General features: G+C 73.5%; 17 protein-coding genes and 9 tRNA genes. 16 read left to right on the forward strand and 10 right to left on the reverse strand.

Features of this window, described 5'->3' with window-relative positions:
* Positions 1–37 precede the first annotated feature (37 nt).
* Positions 38–832 (reverse strand): family 1 encapsulin nanocompartment shell protein, encoded by a 795-nt coding sequence (locus tag AB0C78_RS00405; protein WP_360740037.1) that lies wholly within the window; start codon positions 830–832, stop codon positions 38–40.
* Positions 829–1,821, reverse strand: a complete 993-nt coding sequence (locus AB0C78_RS00410; protein WP_360740040.1) for a Dyp-type peroxidase — start codon at positions 1,819–1,821, stop codon at positions 829–831. Before AB0C78_RS00410 ends, AB0C78_RS00405 begins: the two co-directional genes overlap by 4 nt.
* Before the next feature lie 187 nt (positions 1,822–2,008).
* On the opposite strand from AB0C78_RS00410, the gene AB0C78_RS00415 reads away from it, so the two are divergent.
* The 3 genes from AB0C78_RS00415 to ctaD all read left to right on the forward strand — a co-directional run bounded on the left by AB0C78_RS00415 (position 2,009) and on the right by ctaD (position 5,514).
* The gene (locus AB0C78_RS00415) at positions 2,009–3,226 is read left to right on the forward strand and encodes a zinc-dependent alcohol dehydrogenase (protein ID WP_360740042.1); all 1,218 of its coding nucleotides are present in this window, start codon (positions 2,009–2,011) and stop codon (positions 3,224–3,226) included.
* A 29-nt stretch (positions 3,227–3,255) separates the two neighbouring features.
* Positions 3,256–3,588, forward strand: a complete 333-nt coding sequence (locus tag AB0C78_RS00420) for a DUF2795 domain-containing protein (protein ID WP_151544161.1) — start codon at positions 3,256–3,258, stop codon at positions 3,586–3,588.
* Between the two features lie 237 nt (positions 3,589–3,825).
* Positions 3,826–5,514: a cytochrome c oxidase subunit I gene (gene ctaD, locus AB0C78_RS00425; protein ID WP_360740046.1), complete on the forward strand. Its 1,689-nt coding sequence runs from the start codon at positions 3,826–3,828 to the stop codon at positions 5,512–5,514.
* Positions 5,515–5,598: 84 nt separating this feature from the next.
* Here ctaD and AB0C78_RS00430 read toward each other — a convergent pair whose 3' ends face one another.
* Together AB0C78_RS00430 and AB0C78_RS00435 are read right to left on the reverse strand one after the other, a co-directional pair.
* Positions 5,599–7,269 (reverse strand): ubiquinol-cytochrome c reductase cytochrome b subunit, encoded by a 1,671-nt coding sequence (locus AB0C78_RS00430; protein WP_360740049.1) that lies wholly within the window; start codon positions 7,267–7,269, stop codon positions 5,599–5,601.
* Between the two features lie 59 nt (positions 7,270–7,328).
* Positions 7,329–8,183 (reverse strand): LysR family transcriptional regulator, encoded by an 855-nt coding sequence (locus AB0C78_RS00435; RefSeq protein ID WP_360740052.1) that lies wholly within the window; start codon positions 8,181–8,183, stop codon positions 7,329–7,331.
* A 68-nt stretch (positions 8,184–8,251) separates the two neighbouring features.
* Between AB0C78_RS00435 and AB0C78_RS00440 the strand changes: the two genes are divergently transcribed.
* The gene (locus tag AB0C78_RS00440; RefSeq protein ID WP_360740055.1) at positions 8,252–9,157 is read left to right on the forward strand and encodes an EamA family transporter; all 906 of its coding nucleotides are present in this window, start codon (positions 8,252–8,254) and stop codon (positions 9,155–9,157) included.
* A 6-nt stretch (positions 9,158–9,163) separates the two neighbouring features.
* On the opposite strand, the gene AB0C78_RS00445 is transcribed toward AB0C78_RS00440, so the two are convergent.
* Positions 9,164–10,042 (reverse strand): LysR family transcriptional regulator, encoded by an 879-nt coding sequence (locus tag AB0C78_RS00445; protein ID WP_360740058.1) that lies wholly within the window; start codon positions 10,040–10,042, stop codon positions 9,164–9,166.
* 96 nt (positions 10,043–10,138) lie between these two features.
* On the opposite strand from AB0C78_RS00445, the gene AB0C78_RS00450 reads away from it, so the two are divergent.
* Positions 10,139–11,509 carry an MFS transporter gene (locus AB0C78_RS00450; protein WP_360740061.1) on the forward strand — a complete coding sequence of 457 codons (1,371 nt, stop codon included), beginning with the start codon at positions 10,139–10,141 and terminating at the stop codon, positions 11,507–11,509.
* Positions 11,510–11,512: 3 nt separating this feature from the next.
* Here AB0C78_RS00450 and AB0C78_RS00455 read toward each other — a convergent pair whose 3' ends face one another.
* The 4 genes from AB0C78_RS00455 to AB0C78_RS00470 all read right to left on the reverse strand — a co-directional run bounded on the left by AB0C78_RS00455 (position 11,513) and on the right by AB0C78_RS00470 (position 15,054).
* Positions 11,513–12,712, reverse strand: coding sequence for a PrsW family intramembrane metalloprotease (locus AB0C78_RS00455; RefSeq protein ID WP_360740064.1), 1,200 nt, complete (start codon positions 12,710–12,712; stop codon positions 11,513–11,515).
* Complete coding sequence (locus AB0C78_RS00460; protein WP_360740067.1) at positions 12,709–13,269, reverse strand: hypothetical protein; 561 nt, start codon at positions 13,267–13,269, stop codon at positions 12,709–12,711. Before AB0C78_RS00460 ends, AB0C78_RS00455 begins: the two co-directional genes overlap by 4 nt.
* Positions 13,270–13,370: 101 nt before the next feature.
* The gene (locus AB0C78_RS00465; RefSeq protein ID WP_360740069.1) at positions 13,371–14,189 is read right to left on the reverse strand and encodes a pentapeptide repeat-containing protein; all 819 of its coding nucleotides are present in this window, start codon (positions 14,187–14,189) and stop codon (positions 13,371–13,373) included.
* 124 nt (positions 14,190–14,313) lie between these two features.
* Positions 14,314–15,054, reverse strand: coding sequence for a 2OG-Fe(II) oxygenase (locus tag AB0C78_RS00470; RefSeq protein ID WP_360740072.1), 741 nt, complete (start codon positions 15,052–15,054; stop codon positions 14,314–14,316).
* 142 nt (positions 15,055–15,196) lie between these two features.
* On the opposite strand from AB0C78_RS00470, the gene AB0C78_RS00475 reads away from it, so the two are divergent.
* The 11 genes from AB0C78_RS00475 to AB0C78_RS00525 all read left to right on the forward strand — a co-directional run bounded on the left by AB0C78_RS00475 (position 15,197) and on the right by AB0C78_RS00525 (position 17,405).
* Positions 15,197–15,991: a putative protein N(5)-glutamine methyltransferase gene (locus AB0C78_RS00475; protein WP_360740075.1), complete on the forward strand. Its 795-nt coding sequence runs from the start codon at positions 15,197–15,199 to the stop codon at positions 15,989–15,991.
* 54 nt (positions 15,992–16,045) lie between these two features.
* Positions 16,046–16,189, forward strand: coding sequence for an LPFR motif small protein (locus AB0C78_RS00480; RefSeq protein WP_192809110.1), 144 nt, complete (start codon positions 16,046–16,048; stop codon positions 16,187–16,189).
* Between the two features lie 379 nt (positions 16,190–16,568).
* Positions 16,569–16,641, forward strand: a tRNA-Ala gene (locus tag AB0C78_RS00485).
* Between the two features lie 33 nt (positions 16,642–16,674).
* Positions 16,675–16,747 (forward strand) — tRNA-Pro (locus AB0C78_RS00490).
* Between the two features lies 1 nt (position 16,748).
* Positions 16,749–16,820 (forward strand) — tRNA-Phe (locus tag AB0C78_RS00495).
* A 5-nt stretch (positions 16,821–16,825) separates the two neighbouring features.
* Positions 16,826–16,897: transfer RNA gene (locus AB0C78_RS00500), tRNA-Arg, on the forward strand.
* A gap of 25 nt (positions 16,898–16,922) precedes the next feature.
* A tRNA-Gly gene (locus AB0C78_RS00505) sits at positions 16,923–16,994 on the forward strand.
* Between the two features lie 15 nt (positions 16,995–17,009).
* Positions 17,010–17,080 (forward strand) — tRNA-Lys (locus tag AB0C78_RS00510).
* Between the two features lie 23 nt (positions 17,081–17,103).
* Positions 17,104–17,175, forward strand: a tRNA-Gln gene (locus AB0C78_RS00515).
* A gap of 32 nt (positions 17,176–17,207) precedes the next feature.
* A tRNA-Ile gene (locus AB0C78_RS00520) sits at positions 17,208–17,282 on the forward strand.
* A 50-nt stretch (positions 17,283–17,332) separates the two neighbouring features.
* Positions 17,333–17,405: transfer RNA gene (locus AB0C78_RS00525), tRNA-Val, on the forward strand.
* A 12-nt stretch (positions 17,406–17,417) separates the two neighbouring features.
* Here the strand turns inward: AB0C78_RS00525 and AB0C78_RS00530 are convergent.
* Entirely contained in the window at positions 17,418–18,566 is a 1,149-nt protein-coding gene (locus tag AB0C78_RS00530; protein WP_360740078.1) for a mandelate racemase/muconate lactonizing enzyme family protein, read from the reverse strand.

Below are 18,566 nucleotides of genomic sequence, written 5' to 3' on the forward strand. Positions count from 1 at the left end.
GACGGGTCGAGGCGCGGCCACGGGGCGGTCGGGGTCGTTAGGCGAGCGCGACCACGGCCTCGGCGGTGTACGTCAGGAACGTGAACGTCTCCTGCAGGTACAGCCGGACGCTCGTCGCGTCGTGCGACTCGTAGCCGACCGACAGGTCCTGGCCGACGCGCAACTCGAAGTCGCCGCCCCGGGTCGACAGCAGGAACGCGCCGGAGATCGCGGGCGCCCAGACGATGTCGCCGCTGACCAGCCGGGCGAGGTGCTCGTGGATCGGGTAGCCGTGGTCGGACGTCTCGTTCACCGCCGTGTAGGCGTCCGCGCTGAGCGCCAGCGAGTACGGGCCGTCCACCCCGGCCAGCCGCAGCGCCGTCACCGCCCGCGCGACCGCGTTCGGGTAGTCGCGCGGCTCGTCCGGCAGCGCGATCGCCGGGTTCGCGGACGCGGCGCGCAGCCCCTCGATGCCCGCCGCGGCGTACCCCTCGAAGATCGCGCGGTCCTCGGCGCGGGCGATCAGCCGGGCCGCGTCCTTGGCGGGCTGCCAGTCCGGGTCCTTCGCGCCGCGCTCCACGTCGTCGACGTCCTGCCGGGCGACGGTGAACGGCACCCGCAGCTCCACCAGCGGACGGGCCCGCCGCACGTGCGCCTGCACGCCGTCGGCGGGCGCCTCGACCGGGTCGAGGTGCCCGGTGGTGACGGCCGCGAGCGCGACGCCGCCCGCCTCCGGCACGTCCACCAGCCGCCGCCCGGCGAGGTTGCGGGTGACGGTCCGGCGGATCTCCGCCTCCAGGTCGTCCCATGCGGCGGCGGAGATCGGGGCCAGTTCGCGGTGCAGGTTGTTCAAGGTGCGCTCCTCTTCAGGTCGCCGATGCCCAGGGATCCGTCGTCGCTGGGAAGCGGGGGCGGGTCGTCGAGAAAGTCGGCCGTGGGGACGTGGAACAGGGTCCCGGTCACGGCGGTCGAGAAGTCGAGCAGCCGGTCGTGGACGCCGGGCGGGTCGCCGAGGAACATGTTCCGCAGCATCTCCTCGGTGACCTCCGGGGTGGCGGAGTAGCCGATGAAGTAGGTGCCGAACTCGCCGTCGCGCAGGTTCCCGAACGGCATGTTGTCGCGCAGGATCTCGCGCTCCTCGCCGTCCGGCCCGGTGATCGAGGTGAGCGCGACGTGCGCGCCGGGCGCCTTCATGGCGTCGGGGATCTCGATGTCGGACAGCTTGCGGCGGCCGACCGCGTCCTCCTGCTGCTCGACCGTGAGCGCGTTCCACGCCCGCATGTCGTGCAGGTACTTCTGGACGATCACGTAGCTGCCGCCGGCGAACCCCGGGTCCTCGTCGCCGATGACGACGGCGGCGCGGGCGTCCTCGCCGGTAGGGTTCTCGGTGCCGTCGACGAAGCCGAGCAGGTCGCGCTGCTCGAAGTAGCGGAAGCCGTGCACCTCGTCCACGACGGTCGCCGCGCCGGCCAGCCGCTGCATGATCTGCGCGGCGAGTTCGAAGCACAGGTCCATCTGGTGCGCGCGGATGTGGAACAGCAGGTCGCCGGGCGTCGCGGGGGCGGTGTGCACCGGGCCGGTCAGCTCGGCGAACGGGTGCAACTCGGCGGGGCGGGGCCCGGAGAACAGCCGGCCCCAGGCGTCCGAGCCGATGCCGGTGACGCAGGTCAGCCCGCCGCCCGGGACGCGGAAGCCGACCGCGCGGACGAGCCCGGCCAGGTCGGGCAGCAGCTCGGCGACCACGGGCTCGCCGCCCGGGTCGACGGTCACCACCAGGAAGATCGCCGAGCCGGTCAGCGGCCCGAGCACCTCCTGGGACGCGCCGGCGCGCGGGGCGCTCACCGGCGGGCCCGCGCGGGCCGGAACGGGCGTGTCATGGCCGACTCCTGACGTGATCGCGGTCTGCGGCTCCCCATTATCCGGGGCGCGCCGGGCGGGCCATACGGCAGGTGTCTGCATTGTCCATGTTTGTCCCGTGACCTGTGGGAAGGGCGGACGGGAACAGGTCCCGCGAGGGAGGAGCAGAGCCATGAGGGCAGTGGTCTGGCACGACGTCGGCGAGATCAGCCTGGACGAGGTGCCCGACCCGGCCGTCCGCGACCCCGAGGACGCGGTCGTCCGGATCACCGCCAGCGCGATCTGCGGGACGGACCTGCACTTCGTCAGGGGCACGATGCCCGATATGGAACCGGGCACGGTCCTCGGCCACGAGGCCGTCGGCGTCGTCGAGGAGGTCGGCCGGGACGTCCGCAACTTCGTGCCCGGCGACCGCGTCGTCATCCCGTCCACGATCGGCTGCGGCCGGTGCTCGTACTGCCGCGCCGGCTACTACGCGCAGTGCGACGTCGCCAACCCGAACGGCCCGTCCGCCGGCTCGTCGTTCTACGGCGGACCGCGGTCGACGGGCCCGTTCGACGGCCTGCAGGCCGAGTACGCGCGCGTCCCGTACGCGCACACCAACCTCGTCGCCATCCCGCCCGGCGTCACCGACGAGCAGGCGCTGATGGTCAGCGACATTCTGCCGACCGGCTGGTTCGGTGCGCGGCTCGCCGAGGTCGGGCCCGGCGACACCGTCGCGGTGCTCGGCGCGGGCCCGGTCGGGCAGCTCGCCGTGCTGTCGGCGCGGATCCAGGGCGCCGGCCGGGTCTTCGTCGTCGACGGGCACGCCGACCGGCTGGAGACGGCCCGGCTGCAGAACGCCGAGACGATCGACTTCAACGCCGAGGACCCGGTCGCGGCCGTCACCGACATGACCGGCGGCATCGGCGCGGACCGCGTGATCGACGCGGTCGGCGTGGACGCCGAGAGCCCGGCGAGCGGCCCCGCCGCCGACGCGATCACCAAGGAGGACCGGGCCGAGTTCGAGCGCGAGCAGGCGCAGGCCGCGCCGCGCACCGGCCAGGACGGCGCGCAGTGGCGCCCGGGCGACGCGCCCGGCGAGGCGCTCCGCTGGGCGGTGGACATGGTCGCCAAGGCCGGCACGATCGGGATCGTCGGGGTCTACCCGCCGCACTTCACCAGCTTCCCGCTGGGCCTGGCGATGAACCGGAACCTGACCGTCAAGGCGGGCAACTGCAACCACCGCCGGTACGTGCCGGGGCTGCTCAGCCGCATCGCCAAGGGCGGCGCCGACCCGACCACCATCCTCACCCAGCAGGCGCGCCTGCCCGGGGTCATCGAGGCCTACGAGGCGTTCGACCGGCGCGAGCCCGGCTGGACGAAGGTGGCGCTGGAGGTCGCCGGATGACGGCCGGCCGCGACAGGGGGGAGCACACCATGAGGATCGCCGACACGAGACGCGTCGAGCAGCTGCTGGGGGACCTGGCGTTCCCCGCCAGCAAGGAGCGGATCGTCGAGCACGCGCACGCCGAGCGCCCGCTGAGCGAGGAGGAGCGGGCGCTGTCGTCGCTGCCGCTCGGCACCTACGGCAGCGCGGCGGAGGTGCTGCGCTCGCTGCCGGTCGACCCCGACCCGGGCCGCACCCCGGCCGAGCAGGCCTACCAGCGGCGGCACCACAACAAGCCGGGCCTCGCCGAGCACATGCGCGACACCGAGCGCCCGCCCGTCCAGGACGAGCTCGGCGACGAAGGCCCCCACTGGCACCCCTGACCCACCCCCCGCGCCCGCGCCCAGCGGCGCGTGACGGCGTTCAGTGCCGCGTGCCCGCGCTCACCGGCCGCGTGTGCGCGCTTGTGGCGTAGCGGTGCGTGACGGCGTCCACCACCGCGTGCCCGCGCTCACCAGCCCGCGCGTGCGCGCCCGCCCGCACCTGGCGCGGGCGCGCGTTTGAAGGGTTTTTCTCCGGTCATTACCAGCCGTTGGTAGTGGACGAGGAGGGGAGCCCGGATGACGGCTGTGCAGGGCACGCCGGACACCAGTGCCGCGGACGCGCTGGCGCGCCACCGCAAGGGGACCAGGATCGGCGATGTTCTCGCCACCACCGACCACAAGATGGTCGGCTACCTATACCTCGGGACGTCGTTCGCGATGTTCCTGATCGCCGGGCTGATGGCGATGTTCATGCGGGCCGAGCTGATGGAGCCCGGCATGCAGGTGATGAACAACCTGCAGTACAACCAGTTGTTCACCATCCACGGCACGATCATGCTGCTGCTGTTCGCGACGCCGTTGTTCGCGGGGTTCGCGAACGTGATCGTGCCGCTGCAGATCGGCGCGCCGGACGTGGCGTTCCCGCGGCTGAACACGCTCAGCTACTACCTGTTCCTGTTCGGCGCGCTCATGGTGCTGGCGGGGTTCCTGATGCCGGGCGGCGCGGCGGCGTTCGGCTGGTTCTCGTATTCGCCGCTGTCGTCGTCCACGTACTCGCCGGGGCTGGGCGGCGACATGTGGGTGATGGGACTGATCGTGTCCGGCTTCGGGACGATCTTCACGTCGGTGAACCTGATGACGACGATCATCGCGATGCGGGCCCCCGGCATGGTGATGTTCCGGATGCCGATCTTCACCTGGAACGCGCTGCTGACCAGCGTGATGGTGCTGATCGCGTTCCCGGTGCTGGCGGCGGCGCTGTTCGCGCTGGAGGCGGACCGCAAGCTCGGCGCGCACATCTACGACGGCGCGAACGGCGGGGCGCTGCTGTGGCAGCACCTGTTCTGGTTCTTCGGCCATCCTGAGGTGTACATCGTGGCGCTGCCGTTCTTCGGCATCGTCACCGAGATCATCCCGGTGTTCTCCCGGAAGCCGATCTTCGGTTATCTCGGCATGGTCTGCGCGACGATCGCGATCACCGGGCTGTCGATGACGGTCTGGGCCCATCACATGTTCGCGACCGGCCAGGTCCTGCTGCCGTTCTTCTCGATGACGTCCTTCATGATCGCGGTGCCGACCGGCATCAAGTTCTTCAACTGGGTCGGCACCCTGTGGAAGGGGCAGCTCACTTTCGAGACGCCGATGCTGTGGGCGATCGGTTTCCTCGTGACGTTCCTGTTCGGCGGTCTCACCGGGGTGATCCTCGCGTCGCCGCCGATGGACTTCCACCTCACCGACTCCTATTTCGTCGTCGCCCATTTCCATTACGTGCTGTTCGGCACCGTGGTGTTCGCGATGTTCGGCGGGTTCTACTTCTGGTGGCCGAAGATGACCGGCAAGAAGCTGAACGAGACCTGGGGGAAGATTCACTTCTGGTCGCTGTTCGTCGGCTTCCACACGACCTTCCTCGTCCAGCACTGGCTCGGCGCCGAGGGCATGCCGCGCCGCATCGCCGACTATCCGAAGCAGTTCGCGCCCTTGAACTTCGTCTCGTCGATCGGCGCGTTCATCCTCGGCGCGTCCACGTTCGCGTTCCTGTGGAACATCTACCGGACGCACCGCCGCGCCCGGCCCGTCGAGACCGACGACCCGTGGGGCCACGGCGCCTCCCTGGAGTGGGCGACCTCGTGCCCGCCGCCCCGCCACAACTTCGAGACGATGCCGCGGATCCGTTCCTTCCGTCCGGCGTTCGACCTGCACTACCCGCCGAAGGAGCCCCCGCAGGAGTCCGAGCCCGCGCTCCCGCAGCCTCCCGCCGGCGCCTGAGCAGCAGACCTTTCCGGTGGTACGGCCGGAGCCCGGCGCGCCGCGAGGGGGGCGCCGGGCTCCGGCGTTGGAGATCCTCCGGGCCTATGAGCCTTCCTTCTTCTCCTTCTCCACGGCGCCGTCGCGCTTGAGGTCGCCCTGCCCGCCGCCGTGCGACTCGGTCTGGTAGTTCAGGTAGAACCGGTTGGTGCGGGTCCGGACCTGCGTGCGGACGCGGCCGGGCGTCGGCAGCGGGATGATGTGGTGCGGGTAGGCGGCGACCAGTTCGCGGGGCTGCCGAGTCTGCAGGATGGCGGCCTCTTCCGGCGCCGACTGCTCGTGCCGCTCGGTGTACCCGCCCTCCGGGGTCAGGGAGATCAGCCCGCTCTCCACGCCCTCCTCGCGTTTCTGCAGGTCGCGGCGTTGCAGGCTCAGGCAGACGCGGCGCGCGACGATGAACGCGAGCACCGGGAAGACGAAGAACCCCACACGGAAGAACCAGGTCGTCCAGAACAGCGGGATCTTGAAGGTGTTGGACAGGACGTCGTTGCCGCCCGCCGCCCACAGGTTCCCGTACCAGGCGATGACGGCGGCGCCGATCGCCGTCCTGGTCGCGGCGTTCCGCGGCCGGTCGAGCAGGTGGTGGATGCGTTCGTCCCCGGTCGCCCATCGCTCGAAGAACGGGTAGAGGCCGATGAGGGTGAAGAACACCATCGGCAGGACGACGGCGGGCAGCAGCACGTTCCAGCTGATGGTGTGCCCGGCGACGGTCGTGGAGATCCGCCCCATGATGCGCAGCGAGCCTTCGAGGAACGCGATGTACCAGTCGGGCTGCGACCCGAACGACACCTCGTCCGGGTCGTAGGGCCCGTACAGCCAGACGGGGTTGATCTGCACGAACGCGGCCAGCCCGGCCAGGAACCCGAAGGTGTAGAGGAAGAAGGCGCCGCTCTGCGCCATGAAGCTCGGGAACGTCGGCTCGCCCTGCACCGCCTGCTCGCGCCGCCCCTTGCCGGGCCACTGGGTGTGCGTCTGGTGCCAGAGGATCATCAGGTGCGCGGTGACGAGCGCGAGCAGGATCCCGGGGATCAGCAGGATGTGCACGGTGAACAGCCGCGGGATGAAGGTCTCGCTCGCGGGGAACTGCCCGCCGAACATCCAGAACATGAGGTAGGTGCCGACGACCGGGATGGAGAGCACGATGCCCTCGGCGATCCGCAGCCCGGTGCCCGACAGCAGGTCGTCGGGGAGCGAGTAGCCGGCGAACCCCTCCAGCACCGACAGCGCGAAGAGGGTGACGCCGATCAGCCAGTTGATCTCGCGCGGCTTGCGGAACGCGCCGGTGAAGAAGATCCGCAGCAGGTGGACGCAGATCGCCGCGAGGAACAGGTTCGCGGCCCAGTGGTGGATCTGCCGCATCAGCAGCCCGCCGCGCACGTCGAACGACAGGTCCAGCGTGGACGCGTACGCGTCGCTCATCTTCATGCCGCGCAGCTGGGCGTAGGAGCCGTCGTAGACGACCTCCGCGCCGCTCGGCCGGAAGAACAGGGTGAGGTAAACGCCGGTGAGGATGAGGACGATGAAGGAGTAGAGCGCGATCTCGCCGAGCAGGAACGACCAGTGCTTCGGGAACGCCTTGCCCAGGTTGGTGCGCAGGAAGGTGGTCGAGCCGAGCCGGTCGTTGACCCCGTAGACCAGCTTCCAGCCCGCGGGCATCCGCTGCTTTCCGCCGCCCTTCCCGCCGCCCCGTCCCGCCATCGCGCTCCTCCTGATCATGCCGTCTATCCGCTGGGCGGGTACCCGAGGGGGCGGTGCACAAACGACGGGCCGGGCGGTCAGCCGTCCCGGTACAGCTCGGTGAGCAGTTCGACGGCGTGCCGGGCGGCGGGGTGCGGGTCGTCGTGCCACCACGCGAGCCGGACGGCGATGGGCGCGGCGTCGCGCAGCGGCCGGTAGACGACGCCGGGCCGCCGGTACTGGTCGACGGTGCTGCGGGCGGTGACGCCGACGCAGCCGCCGGCGGCGACGGCGGCGAGCCAGTCGTCGATGTCGGCGGTCTCGCGGGTGGCGGGCCGCACGCCGGGCGGCCACAGGTCCACGGTGGTGGTGCCGGTGCGGCGGTCGACGAGCAGGGTGCGGCCGGCGATGTCGGCCAGCCGGACGGAGCGGCGCCGCGCCCACGGGTCGTCCGCCGCCATCGCGCAGTAGCGGGGTTCGAGGCCGACGACCACGGAGTCGAAGCGGCGCGGGTCGGGCGCGACGCGCACCACGGCGATGTCGCAGGCGCCTTCGGCGAGGCCGCCCGTCGCGGTGTTGGTGCGGACGAGGCGCAGGTCGATGTGGGGCCAGCGGCGGGGCCAGCGCCGCTGGAACGCGACGGTGTGCCGGCCCATCGCGGACCACGCGTACCCGATCCGCAGCCGGGCGTGCCCGCTCGTCGCCTCCGCGACCAGGTCGTCGGCCTCGGCGAGCAGCCGCCGCGCCCGCGCGAGGACGCGGACGCCGGTGGCGGTCGGGGTGACGCTGCGGCTGGTGCGGCGCAGCAGCCGGACGTCGAGGGCCCGTTCCAGGGAGGCGAGGGTCCGCGACACGGCCGCCTGCGAGACGCCGAGCTCGATCGCGGCGTCGGTGAACGTGCCCGCGTCGGCGATGGCGACGAGGACCCTCAGCTGCCGGAGCTCCACATCCATGACTCCAGCGTATAGATGGGCTCGTGCATGCATTTTGTGCAACCGACGGGCCGCCGCATGCTCGGGGCATGAAGACCGGCAGCTCTGTGGGGACGGGGGCGGAACCGCTGCGGGACGTCCGGACGCGGCGCGGGCGCGGGCGCGGCCGTGTCGCCGGGGTGGCGATGATGCTCGCCAGCGCCGCGTCCAACCAGACCGGCGCCGCCGTCGGCGCGCTGGCGTTCCCGGTCATCGGGCCCGCCGGGGTGGTGGCGGTGCGCCAGTGGGTCGCGGCGGGCGTCCTGCTCGCGGTCGGGCGGCCCCGGCTCCGCTCCTTCACGGCCGCGCAGTGGCGTCCGGTGCTGGCGCTCGCGGCGGTCTTCGCCACGATGAACCTCTCGCTCTACACCGCGGTCGGGCGCGTGGGCCTCGGCCTGGCCGTCACCCTGGAGTTCCTCGGCCCGCTGGCCGTCGCGCTGGCGAGCTCGCGCCGCCGCACCGACCTCGCGTGCGCCGCCGCCGTGGCCGCGGCGGTCGTCGCGCTGACCCGGCCGCGCCCCACCTCCGACTTCCTCGGCATCGGCCTCGGGCTGCTCGCCGCCTGCTGCTGGGCCGGATACATCCTGCTCAACCGGTCCATCGGCCGGACGCTGCCCGGCGCCGAGGGGTCGGCCGCCGCGGCGGCGCTCTCCGGGCTGGCGTTCGTGCCGATCGGGGCGTTCGTCCTCGTCCACCATCCGCCGACGGTGCGGGCGCTGGCCTGCGCGGGCGCGGCGGGCGTGCTGTCGTCGGCCGTCCCGTTCCTCGCCGACCTGCTGGCGCTGCGCCGCGTCCCGGCGCGCTTCTTCGGCGTGTTCATGAGCGTGAACCCGGTGCTGGCGGCGGTGGCGGGGCTGGTCGTCCTCGGGCAGGCGCTCCACTGGACGCAGTGGCTCGCGATCCTGGTCGTCGTCACCGCGAACTGCGTCAGCGTGGTGACCGCGCGGGCCCCGTGACGCCGGTCAGGCGCTCGCCGCGTACAGCACCTCGCGCAGGCCGGGCATCGTCTCCCGGTCGGTGCGCCAGACGAGGCGGAGGCTGAGGTCCGGCGCGTCGAGCGCGAGGCGGGCGAGGGCGCCGGAGCCGAGCCGGTCCCGGACGGCGAACTCCGGAACCAGCGCGATGCCGAGCCCGCGCTCCGCCCACGACGCCATGACCGTCACGCTGCCCGCCCGCACCCGCTCCACGCCGGACCCGATGATCCGCTCTCCGGCCAGCCAGAACGAGCAGGCCGGCACGTTGACCAGCAGCCGCTCGCCCGCGAGGTCGGCGGCGGCGACCCGCGGCGCGGCGGCGAGCGGGTGGCCGGGCGCGGCGACCAGCGCGAGCGGGACCGGCTCCACGTCGACGAAGCCGAGCGGCGCGGGCGGCGGGGCGAAGCCGAGGTCGCCGAGGCCGGTGCCGGCGTCCAGCAGCAGCGCGGCCTCCAGCTCGCCGGCGGCGACGGCGGCGAGGAGCTGGTCGCGGGCCGCGTCGGAGCGGACCTCCACGCGCAGGCCGGGCCGCCGCTCGGCGACCCGCGCCAGCACGGCGGGCACGTGCGTCGCCGCGATCGTCTCCAGCGCGCCGAGCCGCACCACCGGGGGCCCGCCCGTGACCTCGCGGCGGGCCTCCTCGGCCTGAGCCAGCAGCCGCCCGGCCCAGCCGCGCATCCGCTCGCCCGCCCCGGTCAGCCGCATCCCCTTGGGCCCGCGGTCGAACAGGTCGACGCCGAGGGACCGCTCCAGCGTCCGGATCTGCTCCGACACCGACGACGGCGCGAGGCCGAGCGCGTTCGCGGCGTCGGTGACGGTGCCGTGCTCGATGACGGCCTCGAAGGTCCGCAGCTGGCGCAGTTCCATGCCCACGGCAACCCCGGCGGAGCGTTCGGATATTCCGAACGCCGCGTGCGGGCGGGCCGGTGGAGCCCTGGGCTCGCCCTTTCGAGACTGGGCGCCATGAGTACGGTCCTCTCCCCGGACGCGGCGGCGGCCGCCGGCGCGCGGCGCCGCCCCGCCCTGTTCGGCATATCCCTCGGCTACTTCATGGTGCTGCTCGACACCACCGTCCTGTCGGTGGCCGAGCCCGACCTCGCCCGCTCCCTGCACGGGACGGTCGCGGGCCTGCAATGGGCCGTCACCGGCTACACGGTCGTGTTCGGCGCGCTGCTGCTGTCGGCCGGCGCGGTCGCCGACCGCTACGGCGCGCACCGCGCGTTCCGCGCCGGCATCGCCGTGTTCGGCCTCGCGTCGCTGCTCAGCTCGCTGGCGCCCGACCTGTGGACGCTCGTGGCGCTGCGCGCGGTGCTCGGCGTCGCCGCCGCGGCGTGCGTGCCCGCCTCCATGGCGATGATCAGCCGGCTCTACCCGGTCCCCGCCGAGCGCGCGAAGGCCGTGGCGGCGTGGGCGGCCACCAGCGGCGCGGCGCTCGCCGCCGGGCCGATCGCGGGCGGCGCCCTGGTCGGGCTGGCCGGCTGGCGGGCGATCTTCCTGATCAACGTGCCGCTCGCCGCCGTCGTCCTCGCCCTGGTCGCCGGGCCCCGCGTGCACTGCCCGCGCGGCGACCGCACCATCGACTGGACCGCCCAGCTCGTCGCGTGCGTCACGCTCGGGCTGCTCACCGACGCGCTCATCGCGCTCGGCTCCGGTTCCGCCGTCCACGCGGCCTGCTCGGCGGCCGGGACGCTCGCCGCCGCCATCGCCTTCGCCGTGCTGGAGCGGCGGAGCACGGCGCCCGTGCTGGTCCCCGCGGTCCTGCGCGCGCCCGGAATGCCGGGGTCGCTGGTCGCGGGCGCGGTGGTCAACTTCGTGATGACGGGCGTGCTGTTCGTGCTCCCGCTGGTCTTCCAGGAGGCGCTCGGGATGTCGGCGCTGCGGACCGGCCTCGCGTTCCTGCCGATGACGCTGCCGTTCGCGTTCAACCCGCTGCTCACCGGCCGGATCGTGGCGAGGACCGGGCCGCGCCCGCCCGTCCTCGCCGGGCTCGGCCTGCTGACCGCGGGCGGCGTGCTGCTCGGCGCCGTCATGGCGGCGGGCGCGTCCTACCCGGCGCTGCTCGCGGGCCTGCTGTGCACGGGGTTCGGCGTCTCGTTCGCGCTCCCGGCGCTCGCGACCCTCGTCGTCACGGCGGCGCCCGAGGGGACCGCCGGCGCCGCCGGGGGACTGCTCAACGCGGTCCGCCAGCTCGGCGCGACCCTCGGCGTCGCGATCATGGGCGCGTTCGCGGCGGTCGGGCACCAGAGCGGCCAGGCTGCGCGCGCCCTGTTCGTTGCCGCCGCCGTCTGCGCGGCGGCGCTCGCGGCGGCCTCCGTCCGGCGCCGCGCGAGCTGACGGTCAGGCACTGTCGGGACGGGCCGCGTCCGGATGGGCGGCGTCCGGACGCGCGCTGCCGGGAGGAGGCGGGGGGCCATCGGGCGAGACGGCGCGGGGAGGGGCGGTGCCGGTGCCCGGCGGAACCGGGCCCGCGCGGGCCGCCTCGAGCCGGCGCCGCAGGACGGCGATCTCCGCGCGGAGCCGGTCCGCCGCCCGCGGATCCGGTTCGAGGCCGCCGAACCCGTCCTCCAGCAGGTCCAGCTCGGCGGTCCGCAGCCGGGACAGCAGGCGCCGCGGCTCCCCGCCCGGCACGTCCCACCGCTCCTTGCGCCGCCACTTGCGGAACGCCAGCACCCGGTCCTCGCCCGGGACGAGCACGCCCCGCGCGGTCTCCTCGCGCGCCGCCCTCCGGAACCGGGCCAGGTAGTGCCGCCGCGCCAGCCGGTACGCCACGACCGCCGCCAGCAGGATCGGCAGCCCCTTCACCGGCAGCAGCGCCGCGCCCGGCAGCAGCGGGGAGTCCCACCACGCGTGCAGCGCCATCGCGAGCACGACCGAGGCGCAGGCGAGCGCGGCGGTGCCCCGGGACGCCCGCCCGAGCAGGCAGCCGAGACCGGCGCCGCCGACCGCGGTCATCGCCCAGTGGCTCCACCAGGCGCCGCCGATCACCCGGCCGCCGAAGGTGAAGAACGCCGCGTTCGCGTCCTGCGTCCCGCCGGTCAGCACGATCGTGTTCAGCACGTACAGGAAGTTCTCGGCGATCTGGAACCCGAACCCGGCGAGCGCGCCGTAGCCCCAGCCGTCCAGCGGCCCGCGCACCGCGCGCGGCGCCATCAGCGCCAGCACCGCCACCCCCGCGAGCTTCAGCAGCTCCTCGTCGACGGGCGCGGCGATCGACGCGCCCCAGTCGGCGTTGAACTCCGGTCCGGCGGTCTTGGCGATGATCGCCTGGAACGCGGCGTTGGCGGGCAGCGCGGTGCCGAACGCCGCCAGCCCGCCCCACGCCACCGCGATCAGCGCGTACCCGAGCGGGCGCGGGCGCACCGGATGCAGCCGCCGCAGCGCCCACACCCCCGCCGCGAGCACGGGCGCCAGCAGGACGAGCCCGGTCAGCGCGCCCGCCGGGAACTCGCCGATCTGCGCCTCCATGGCGCCCATCGCGATCCAGAGCCCGAGCAGGCACATCACGGCCCACAGCCAGAACGCGGGACGGCGCGTCATGGCGCGATCTCGACGCTGAGGACCATCGCCCGCACCTGGTCCGCGAGCGTCCGGTACGCGTCCGGCGGGCCGGACGCGGTGACCGTCGCGCCGAGGTCGTCCCTGGTGAACACGGTCGCCGAGCCGACCTTGCCGTGCCCGGCGAGCCCGCCGGTCAGCCCGGCCATCCCGTGCCGGGTCGTGACGGCCGACGGGCCGCCGAGCAGCCGCGCGCCGCCCATCGACACGATCCGGCCGAAGCCGTCCCACAGCTTCCGGTTGTCGAGCGAGCCCAGCGGGATGACGACGTTCAGGTTGACCATGACCTCGTCGCGGGACACCTCGGCGTTGTTGGTCAGCGAGGACCGCGCCTCGTTCAGGACCCATCCGGCGGCCGGGACCGTGAACGTCACCGGGCGGACGCCCCCCGCGCGCTCCGTGCCGACGGCGATGACCGTGCCCGCCGCGAGCGCCGTCTCGCCGCTGCCGAGCGCCTTGTCGACCAGGGGGAGCAGGAGGCCGAGGATCAGCAGCACCAGGACGACGAGCCCCGTGCCCCACCATCTCACCCGTGCCACGTGCCCCCCTGACGCCGTGCGCTGCGGAAATGCCCCCTCGAACAGGGACTAAACAAGATCAGGCGGGCAGGCGGGGGCAGGTCGGGGCGGGATGGAGCGGGTCAGGACGGGCCGGACGTCCAGCGGGCGGGCATGGCGATCGTCCCCGGCAGCCGGGTCGCGGCGTCGCCCCGCGCCGCGTCGGCCTGCGCCTGGGTGAGGAACAGCGCGCCGGTCAGGTCGGCGCCGGACAGGTCCGCGTCCCGCAGGTCCGCGCCGATCAGGTCGGCCGCCCGCAGGTCCGCCTTCCGCAGGTCCGCCGCGATCAGGTAGGCGCCGCGCAGGTTCGCCCCGCGCAGGTCCGCGCCGCGCAGCCGCGCCCCGATGAGGTCGGCGCCCCGGTGGTTCCGCTTGCGGCCCGGGACCTTCCCCCGCACCTCCTCGCTGGCGCGCAGCAGCAGGACGTTCACCTTCTCCCGCACCGCCGCCACGTCCACGGCGGCGACCTCGCCGGGGCCGCCGCGGGTCAGCGCGTCCGTCTCGTCCAGCGCCTTGCGGATCTCCGGGTGGACGGGCGCGGCTGCGGGCATCTCCAGCGCCTCCGCCAGGTACCAGAGGAGTTCGTGCAACTGCCGCATCACGGGGAAGACCCGGAACATCGGGCCCGACACCTCGGGGCCCTGCCGCCAGTCCCGGCCGGCGAAGGTCTCCTGCGACACCTTCTGGCCCGCGCCGAAGCAGTCGAAGACCGTGCAGCCCTGGAAGCCGCGTTCCCGCAGCTCGGTGTGGATACCGCAGCGGAAGTCGGCGAGCAGGTTGCGGCACGGCCGCCCCGCCTCCTTGTCCACCGCGAAATCGGCCGACTTCGCGAACGGCAGCGCGACGCAGCACAGGCCGAAGCAGGCCGCGCAGTCGGCCTTCAGAGCGCTCTTCTCCATCATGCTCGCCCCCCGTCCCGGTCAACGCTCCATTGTCGCGCCCCCCGGACGGTGCCATGACCGGTCGCAGGCCGCCGCTATGGCGGATCAAGCGGCGACATGGCGGGTCAGGCGGCGCCGTGGCGGGTCAGGCGGCGTCGTGGAAGACCAGGCCGAGCGTCCGCCGGCGCCCCGACCGGACGACGCTGACGCCGTGCCGGACGGGCGACGCCGACCAGCCGCGCTGCGTCCGCACCGGCCGGTCCCGCGTCGTGAACACCAGGCCGCGGCCTCGGGGGAGGAGCGTCGCGGTGCCCCGCGACTGTGCGCGGGCCCGCTGCTCGACCATCAGGAACTCGCCGCCGGTGTAGTCGGCGCCCGGCTCGTCCAGGCCGATCACGACCTGCAGCGGGAACACCAGGTCGCCGTACAGGTCGCGGTGCAGCGCGTTCCAGTCGTCCTTGCCGTAGCGCAGCAGGATCGGCGTCGGCTTCCGCTGGCCCGCGTCATGGCACATGCCGAGCCATTCGGGCAGCGTGTCCGGCCATGGCGCGGGACGGCCCAGCCGGGCGGCCCAGTCGCGGGCGATCGGCAGCAGCCGCGGGTACAGCGCCTCCCGCAGCGCGGCGACGGGTTCGGGGAACGGCTCGGCGAAGTACCGGTACTGGCCCGCGCCGAAGCGGTACCGCTCCATGTCGATCGTCGAGCGGAAGCGTCCCGCGTCGTCGTACAGATCGGCGATCTCGGCCAGATCGGCGATCTCGGCACATTCCTCCCCGGTCAGCAGCGGCGGGGTGATCGCGCAGCCGTAGGCGTCCACCTCCGCGCCGATCGCCGCCCAGTCGCCCTCCGCGACCCTCTCCGCGTAGCCGCCGGCGTTGCCGCCCATGGTGCGGGCCCCCTCTCGTCCGTTGCGTGCCTCTCCCGGTCAACACCGGTGCGGCCGGGGAGGTTGCACCGCCTGCGCTAGTGTTTCCGGAGTCCGCGACGGATCGACCGAGGAGCGCCCGCCGGTCTCCCCGAAAGGCGCCATGTCCGCTCACGCTTCGCCCTCCCTTCCTTTCGGCTCCGCCGTCTCCGCGCTCCGTGCCGCGGGCTGCGTCTTCGCCGAGGACGAGGCGGAACTGATCCTCTCCACGGCCCGCACGCCCGAGGAGGCGGCCGCGATGGTCGAGCGGCGGGCCGCCGGGCTCCCGCTCGAACACGTCCTCGGCTGGGCCGCCTTCCGCGGGCTTCGGATCGCGGTCGGGCCCGGCGTCTTCGTCCCGCGCCGCCGCACCGAGTTCCTCGTCGAGCGGGCGGCCGGGCTCCTGCCGGCCCGTCCCGTCGTCGTGGACCTGTGCTGCGGGTCCGGTGCGCTGGGCGTCGCGCTCGTCGCGGGCCTGGAGGCGTTCGAACTGCACGCCGCCGACATCGAGCCGGCCGCGGTGCGGTGCGCCCGCCGCAACGTCGTCCCCGCGGGCGGGAGCGTCCATGAGGGGGACCTGTTCGACGCGCTGCCCGCCAACCTGCGAGGACGGGTCGACGTGCTGCTGGCCAACGTCCCCTACGTGCCGACGGGCGAGGTCGGCCTGCTGCCCGCCGAGGCGCGGGCGCACGAGCCGCTCGTCGCGCTGGACGGCGGCGCCGACGGCCTCGACGTGCTGCGGCGCGTGACCGCCGAGGCGCCGCGATGGCTCGCGCCGGGCGGGCACCTGCTGTTCGAGACCGTCGAGCGGCAGGTCCCGGACGCCCTGGACGCCGTCGCGCGCAGCGGCCTCACCGCGTCCGTCGCGCGGTCGGACGAGCACGCCGCCACGGTGGTCATCGGCGCGCGTCCCGTGTAGAACGCCACGTGAGGGTATGGGTTCCACCAGGACGACCTGAAGGAGTGGATCCCCATGCGCCGCATCACTGCAGCGCTCAGCGCCATCATCGGCACGATCGTGGACATCGTGACCCTGCCGTTCCGGGTGCTGGCCCGGCTGCTGACCCCCTCGCGCGGGGGCCGTCCGGCCCGCACCCGCCGCGGCCGGGCCGCCTGACGTCCATTCCCGGACCGCCCCGGGCTCCCTTTCGGGGGTCCGGGGCGATTCATGGGAAAAAGGTGTTGCGCATTCATTCGGCGTCCCGCACCATATGAGTAACGAACCGCACGGGACGAGCCGGAAGGGAGCCGCGGAGATGATCGGGACGACCATCGTCAAGCAGGTGCCGCAGGCGCAGGGCATCCCCGTCGCCGCTCGACCGCAGCGAGGTTTCGCCGTTCCCCGAGGCGCCACCGGATAGGGCCGCAAGGTTCCGCCGGAGGCCGCCAGGGTGACGACCCGGCGGCCTTTTTCATGCTCATCCGTTCCCTTTGCCGACCGTTCTTCTCGTGCTGCGCGCATTCGCGACCATTGACAACTGAATCGCACGATCCATGGGTCAGTAGCTCAATTGGGAGAGCGCCCGCCCCGCAAGCGGGAGGTTGCCGGTTCGAGTCCGGTCCGATCCACGGCCGCGCCGGGCGTCCCGCCCGCGCGGACCACGGGAAGAAGGGGATGCGGTGCCCCGCCCGCCTTGGGAGCGGGAGAGACGCGGTTCGAGTCCGTGCTTCCCGACGGCCTTCAAGCTCATGGGGATGAGCGCCTGGTTGAAAACCGGGAGGACGAGGTTCGACTCCTCGGATGGCCACGCAGGCCTCTGTAGCTCAGTGGACAGAGCACCGCGCTACGAACGCGGGAGCCCGGGTTCGAGTCCTGGCAGAGGTACCGCGGAGCCCGCCGGCTCCGCTCCGTCGCACAAGCCGAAATGGTGAGGCACCTGGCTTCCACCCAGGAGTACCGGGTTCGATTCCCGGGTGCGGCTCGCAAGGCGGGACACGCCGCTCTCGTTCAATGGGAGGACTCCGGGCTCTTACCCCGGATATGGAGGTTCGACTCCTCCGGGCGGCACGGCGCGGGATGCGTTCCCGCGATGCTGGATGGTCTAACGGAAGGACGCGTGGCTCTGAACCACGAAGGTGCAGGTTCGAATCCTGCTCCAGCAGCCGGGCCTTTCCGGCGAGACGGAAAGGCACGATCCCCGGTGGCCCAGCCTGGTGAGGGCACCCGTATGATAAGCGGGCGATCGCTGGTTCGAATCCAGCCCGGGGGACGTCCGGAAACGGCGCGGGGGCGTTTCCGGCGGCGCCGTTCCGGCGGCGATGACCGGTAGCTCAGTCGGCAGAGCGGCTGTCTTACAAACAGCGGGTCGCAGGTTCGAATCCTGTCCGGTCAACCGAAGGGCACCTCACGGCCGCGCGCCGATAATGGTCCGCCGCGTCGTCCAGGCGCGGGCCTGCTCGCTGAGCGTGATGCCGAGCCCGGGACGCGCCGGGACGTGCATCCGCCCGCCGCTGATCTCGAGCCGCTCGTCGAACAGCGGGTCCAGCCAGTCGAAGTGCTCGACCCACGGCTCGGACGGGTACGCGGCGGCGAGATGGAGGTGGATCTCCATCGCGAAGTGCGGCGCCAGCCGCAGCCGGTGGTGGTCGGCGAGCACGGCGAGTTTCAGGAACTCGGTGATGCCGCCGATGCGCGGCGCGTCCGGCTGGAGGACGTCGGCCGCGCGGGCGTCGATCAGCGCGCAGTGCTCGGCGACGCTGGTCAGCATCTCGCCGGTCGCGATCGGGGTGTCGAGCGCGCGGGCGAGGTCCGCGTGGCCCTCGGCGTCGTGGGCGTCCAGCGGCTCCTCGATCCAGGTGAGGCCGAACTCCTCCAGCGCGCGGCCCATCCGCAGCGCCGCGGGCCGGTCCCACTGCTGGTTCGCGTCCACCATCAGCGGGACGGCGTCGCCGAGGCGCTCGCGGACGGCGGTGACGCGGCGCAGGTCCTCGGCGTGGTCGGGATGCCCGACCTTGATCTTGACGCCGCCGATCCCGGACGCCAGCGCCGCCTCCGCGTTGCCGACGACCTCTTCCAGCGGCGTGTGCAGGAACCCGCCGGAGGTGTCGTAGCAGCGGACGGAGTCGCGGTGCGCGCCGAGCAGCTTGGCCAGCGGCAGCCCCGCCCGCTTTGCCTTGAGATCCCAGAGCGCGATGTCGATCGCGGCGATCGCCTGGACGGCGAGCCCGCCGCGGCCGACGGAGGCGCCCGCCCAGGCCAGCTTCGTCCAGATCCGCCCGATGTCGCTGGGGTCCTCGCCGATCAGCGCGGGCGCGATCTCGGCGGCGTGCGCGAACTGGCCCGGACCGCCGGCCCGCTTGGCATAGCCGAACCCGATGCCCTCGTGGCCGTCCTCGGTGCCGATCTCGGCGAACAGGAGCGCGACCTCGGTCATCGGGCGCTGCCGCCCGGTCAGCACCTTCGCGTCGCTGACCGGGACGGCGAGCGGCAGCGTGACCGACGACAGCTCGACCCAGGCGATCCGGTCCGGCGTCGCCGCCCCGCCGCCCCGCAC

The sequence above is a fragment of the Actinomadura sp. NPDC048394 genome (genome assembly GCF_040651755.1).
Taxonomy (GTDB): domain Bacteria; phylum Actinomycetota; class Actinomycetes; order Streptosporangiales; family Streptosporangiaceae; genus Spirillospora; species Spirillospora montaniterrae.

Coding starts and splice junctions, on each gene's coding strand:
- AB0C78_RS00415 (WP_360740042.1), top strand. CDS start 2,009: ATGAGGGCAGTGGTCTGGCACGACGTCGGCGAGATCAGCCTGGACGAG.
- AB0C78_RS00420 (WP_151544161.1), top strand. CDS start 3,256: ATGAGGATCGCCGACACGAGACGCGTCGAGCAGCTGCTGGGGGACCTG.
- ctaD (WP_360740046.1), top strand. CDS start 3,826: ATGACGGCTGTGCAGGGCACGCCGGACACCAGTGCCGCGGACGCGCTG.
- AB0C78_RS00430 (WP_360740049.1), bottom strand. CDS start 7,269: ATGATCAGGAGGAGCGCGATGGCGGGACGGGGCGGCGGGAAGGGCGGC.
- AB0C78_RS00435 (WP_360740052.1), bottom strand. CDS start 8,183: ATGGATGTGGAGCTCCGGCAGCTGAGGGTCCTCGTCGCCATCGCCGAC.
- AB0C78_RS00440 (WP_360740055.1), top strand. CDS start 8,252: ATGAAGACCGGCAGCTCTGTGGGGACGGGGGCGGAACCGCTGCGGGAC.
- AB0C78_RS00445 (WP_360740058.1), bottom strand. CDS start 10,042: ATGGAACTGCGCCAGCTGCGGACCTTCGAGGCCGTCATCGAGCACGGC.
- AB0C78_RS00450 (WP_360740061.1), top strand. CDS start 10,139: ATGAGTACGGTCCTCTCCCCGGACGCGGCGGCGGCCGCCGGCGCGCGG.
- AB0C78_RS00455 (WP_360740064.1), bottom strand. CDS start 12,712: ATGACGCGCCGTCCCGCGTTCTGGCTGTGGGCCGTGATGTGCCTGCTC.
- AB0C78_RS00465 (WP_360740069.1), bottom strand. CDS start 14,189: ATGATGGAGAAGAGCGCTCTGAAGGCCGACTGCGCGGCCTGCTTCGGC.
- AB0C78_RS00470 (WP_360740072.1), bottom strand. CDS start 15,054: ATGGGCGGCAACGCCGGCGGCTACGCGGAGAGGGTCGCGGAGGGCGAC.
- AB0C78_RS00475 (WP_360740075.1), top strand. CDS start 15,197: ATGTCCGCTCACGCTTCGCCCTCCCTTCCTTTCGGCTCCGCCGTCTCC.
- AB0C78_RS00480 (WP_192809110.1), top strand. CDS start 16,046: ATGCGCCGCATCACTGCAGCGCTCAGCGCCATCATCGGCACGATCGTG.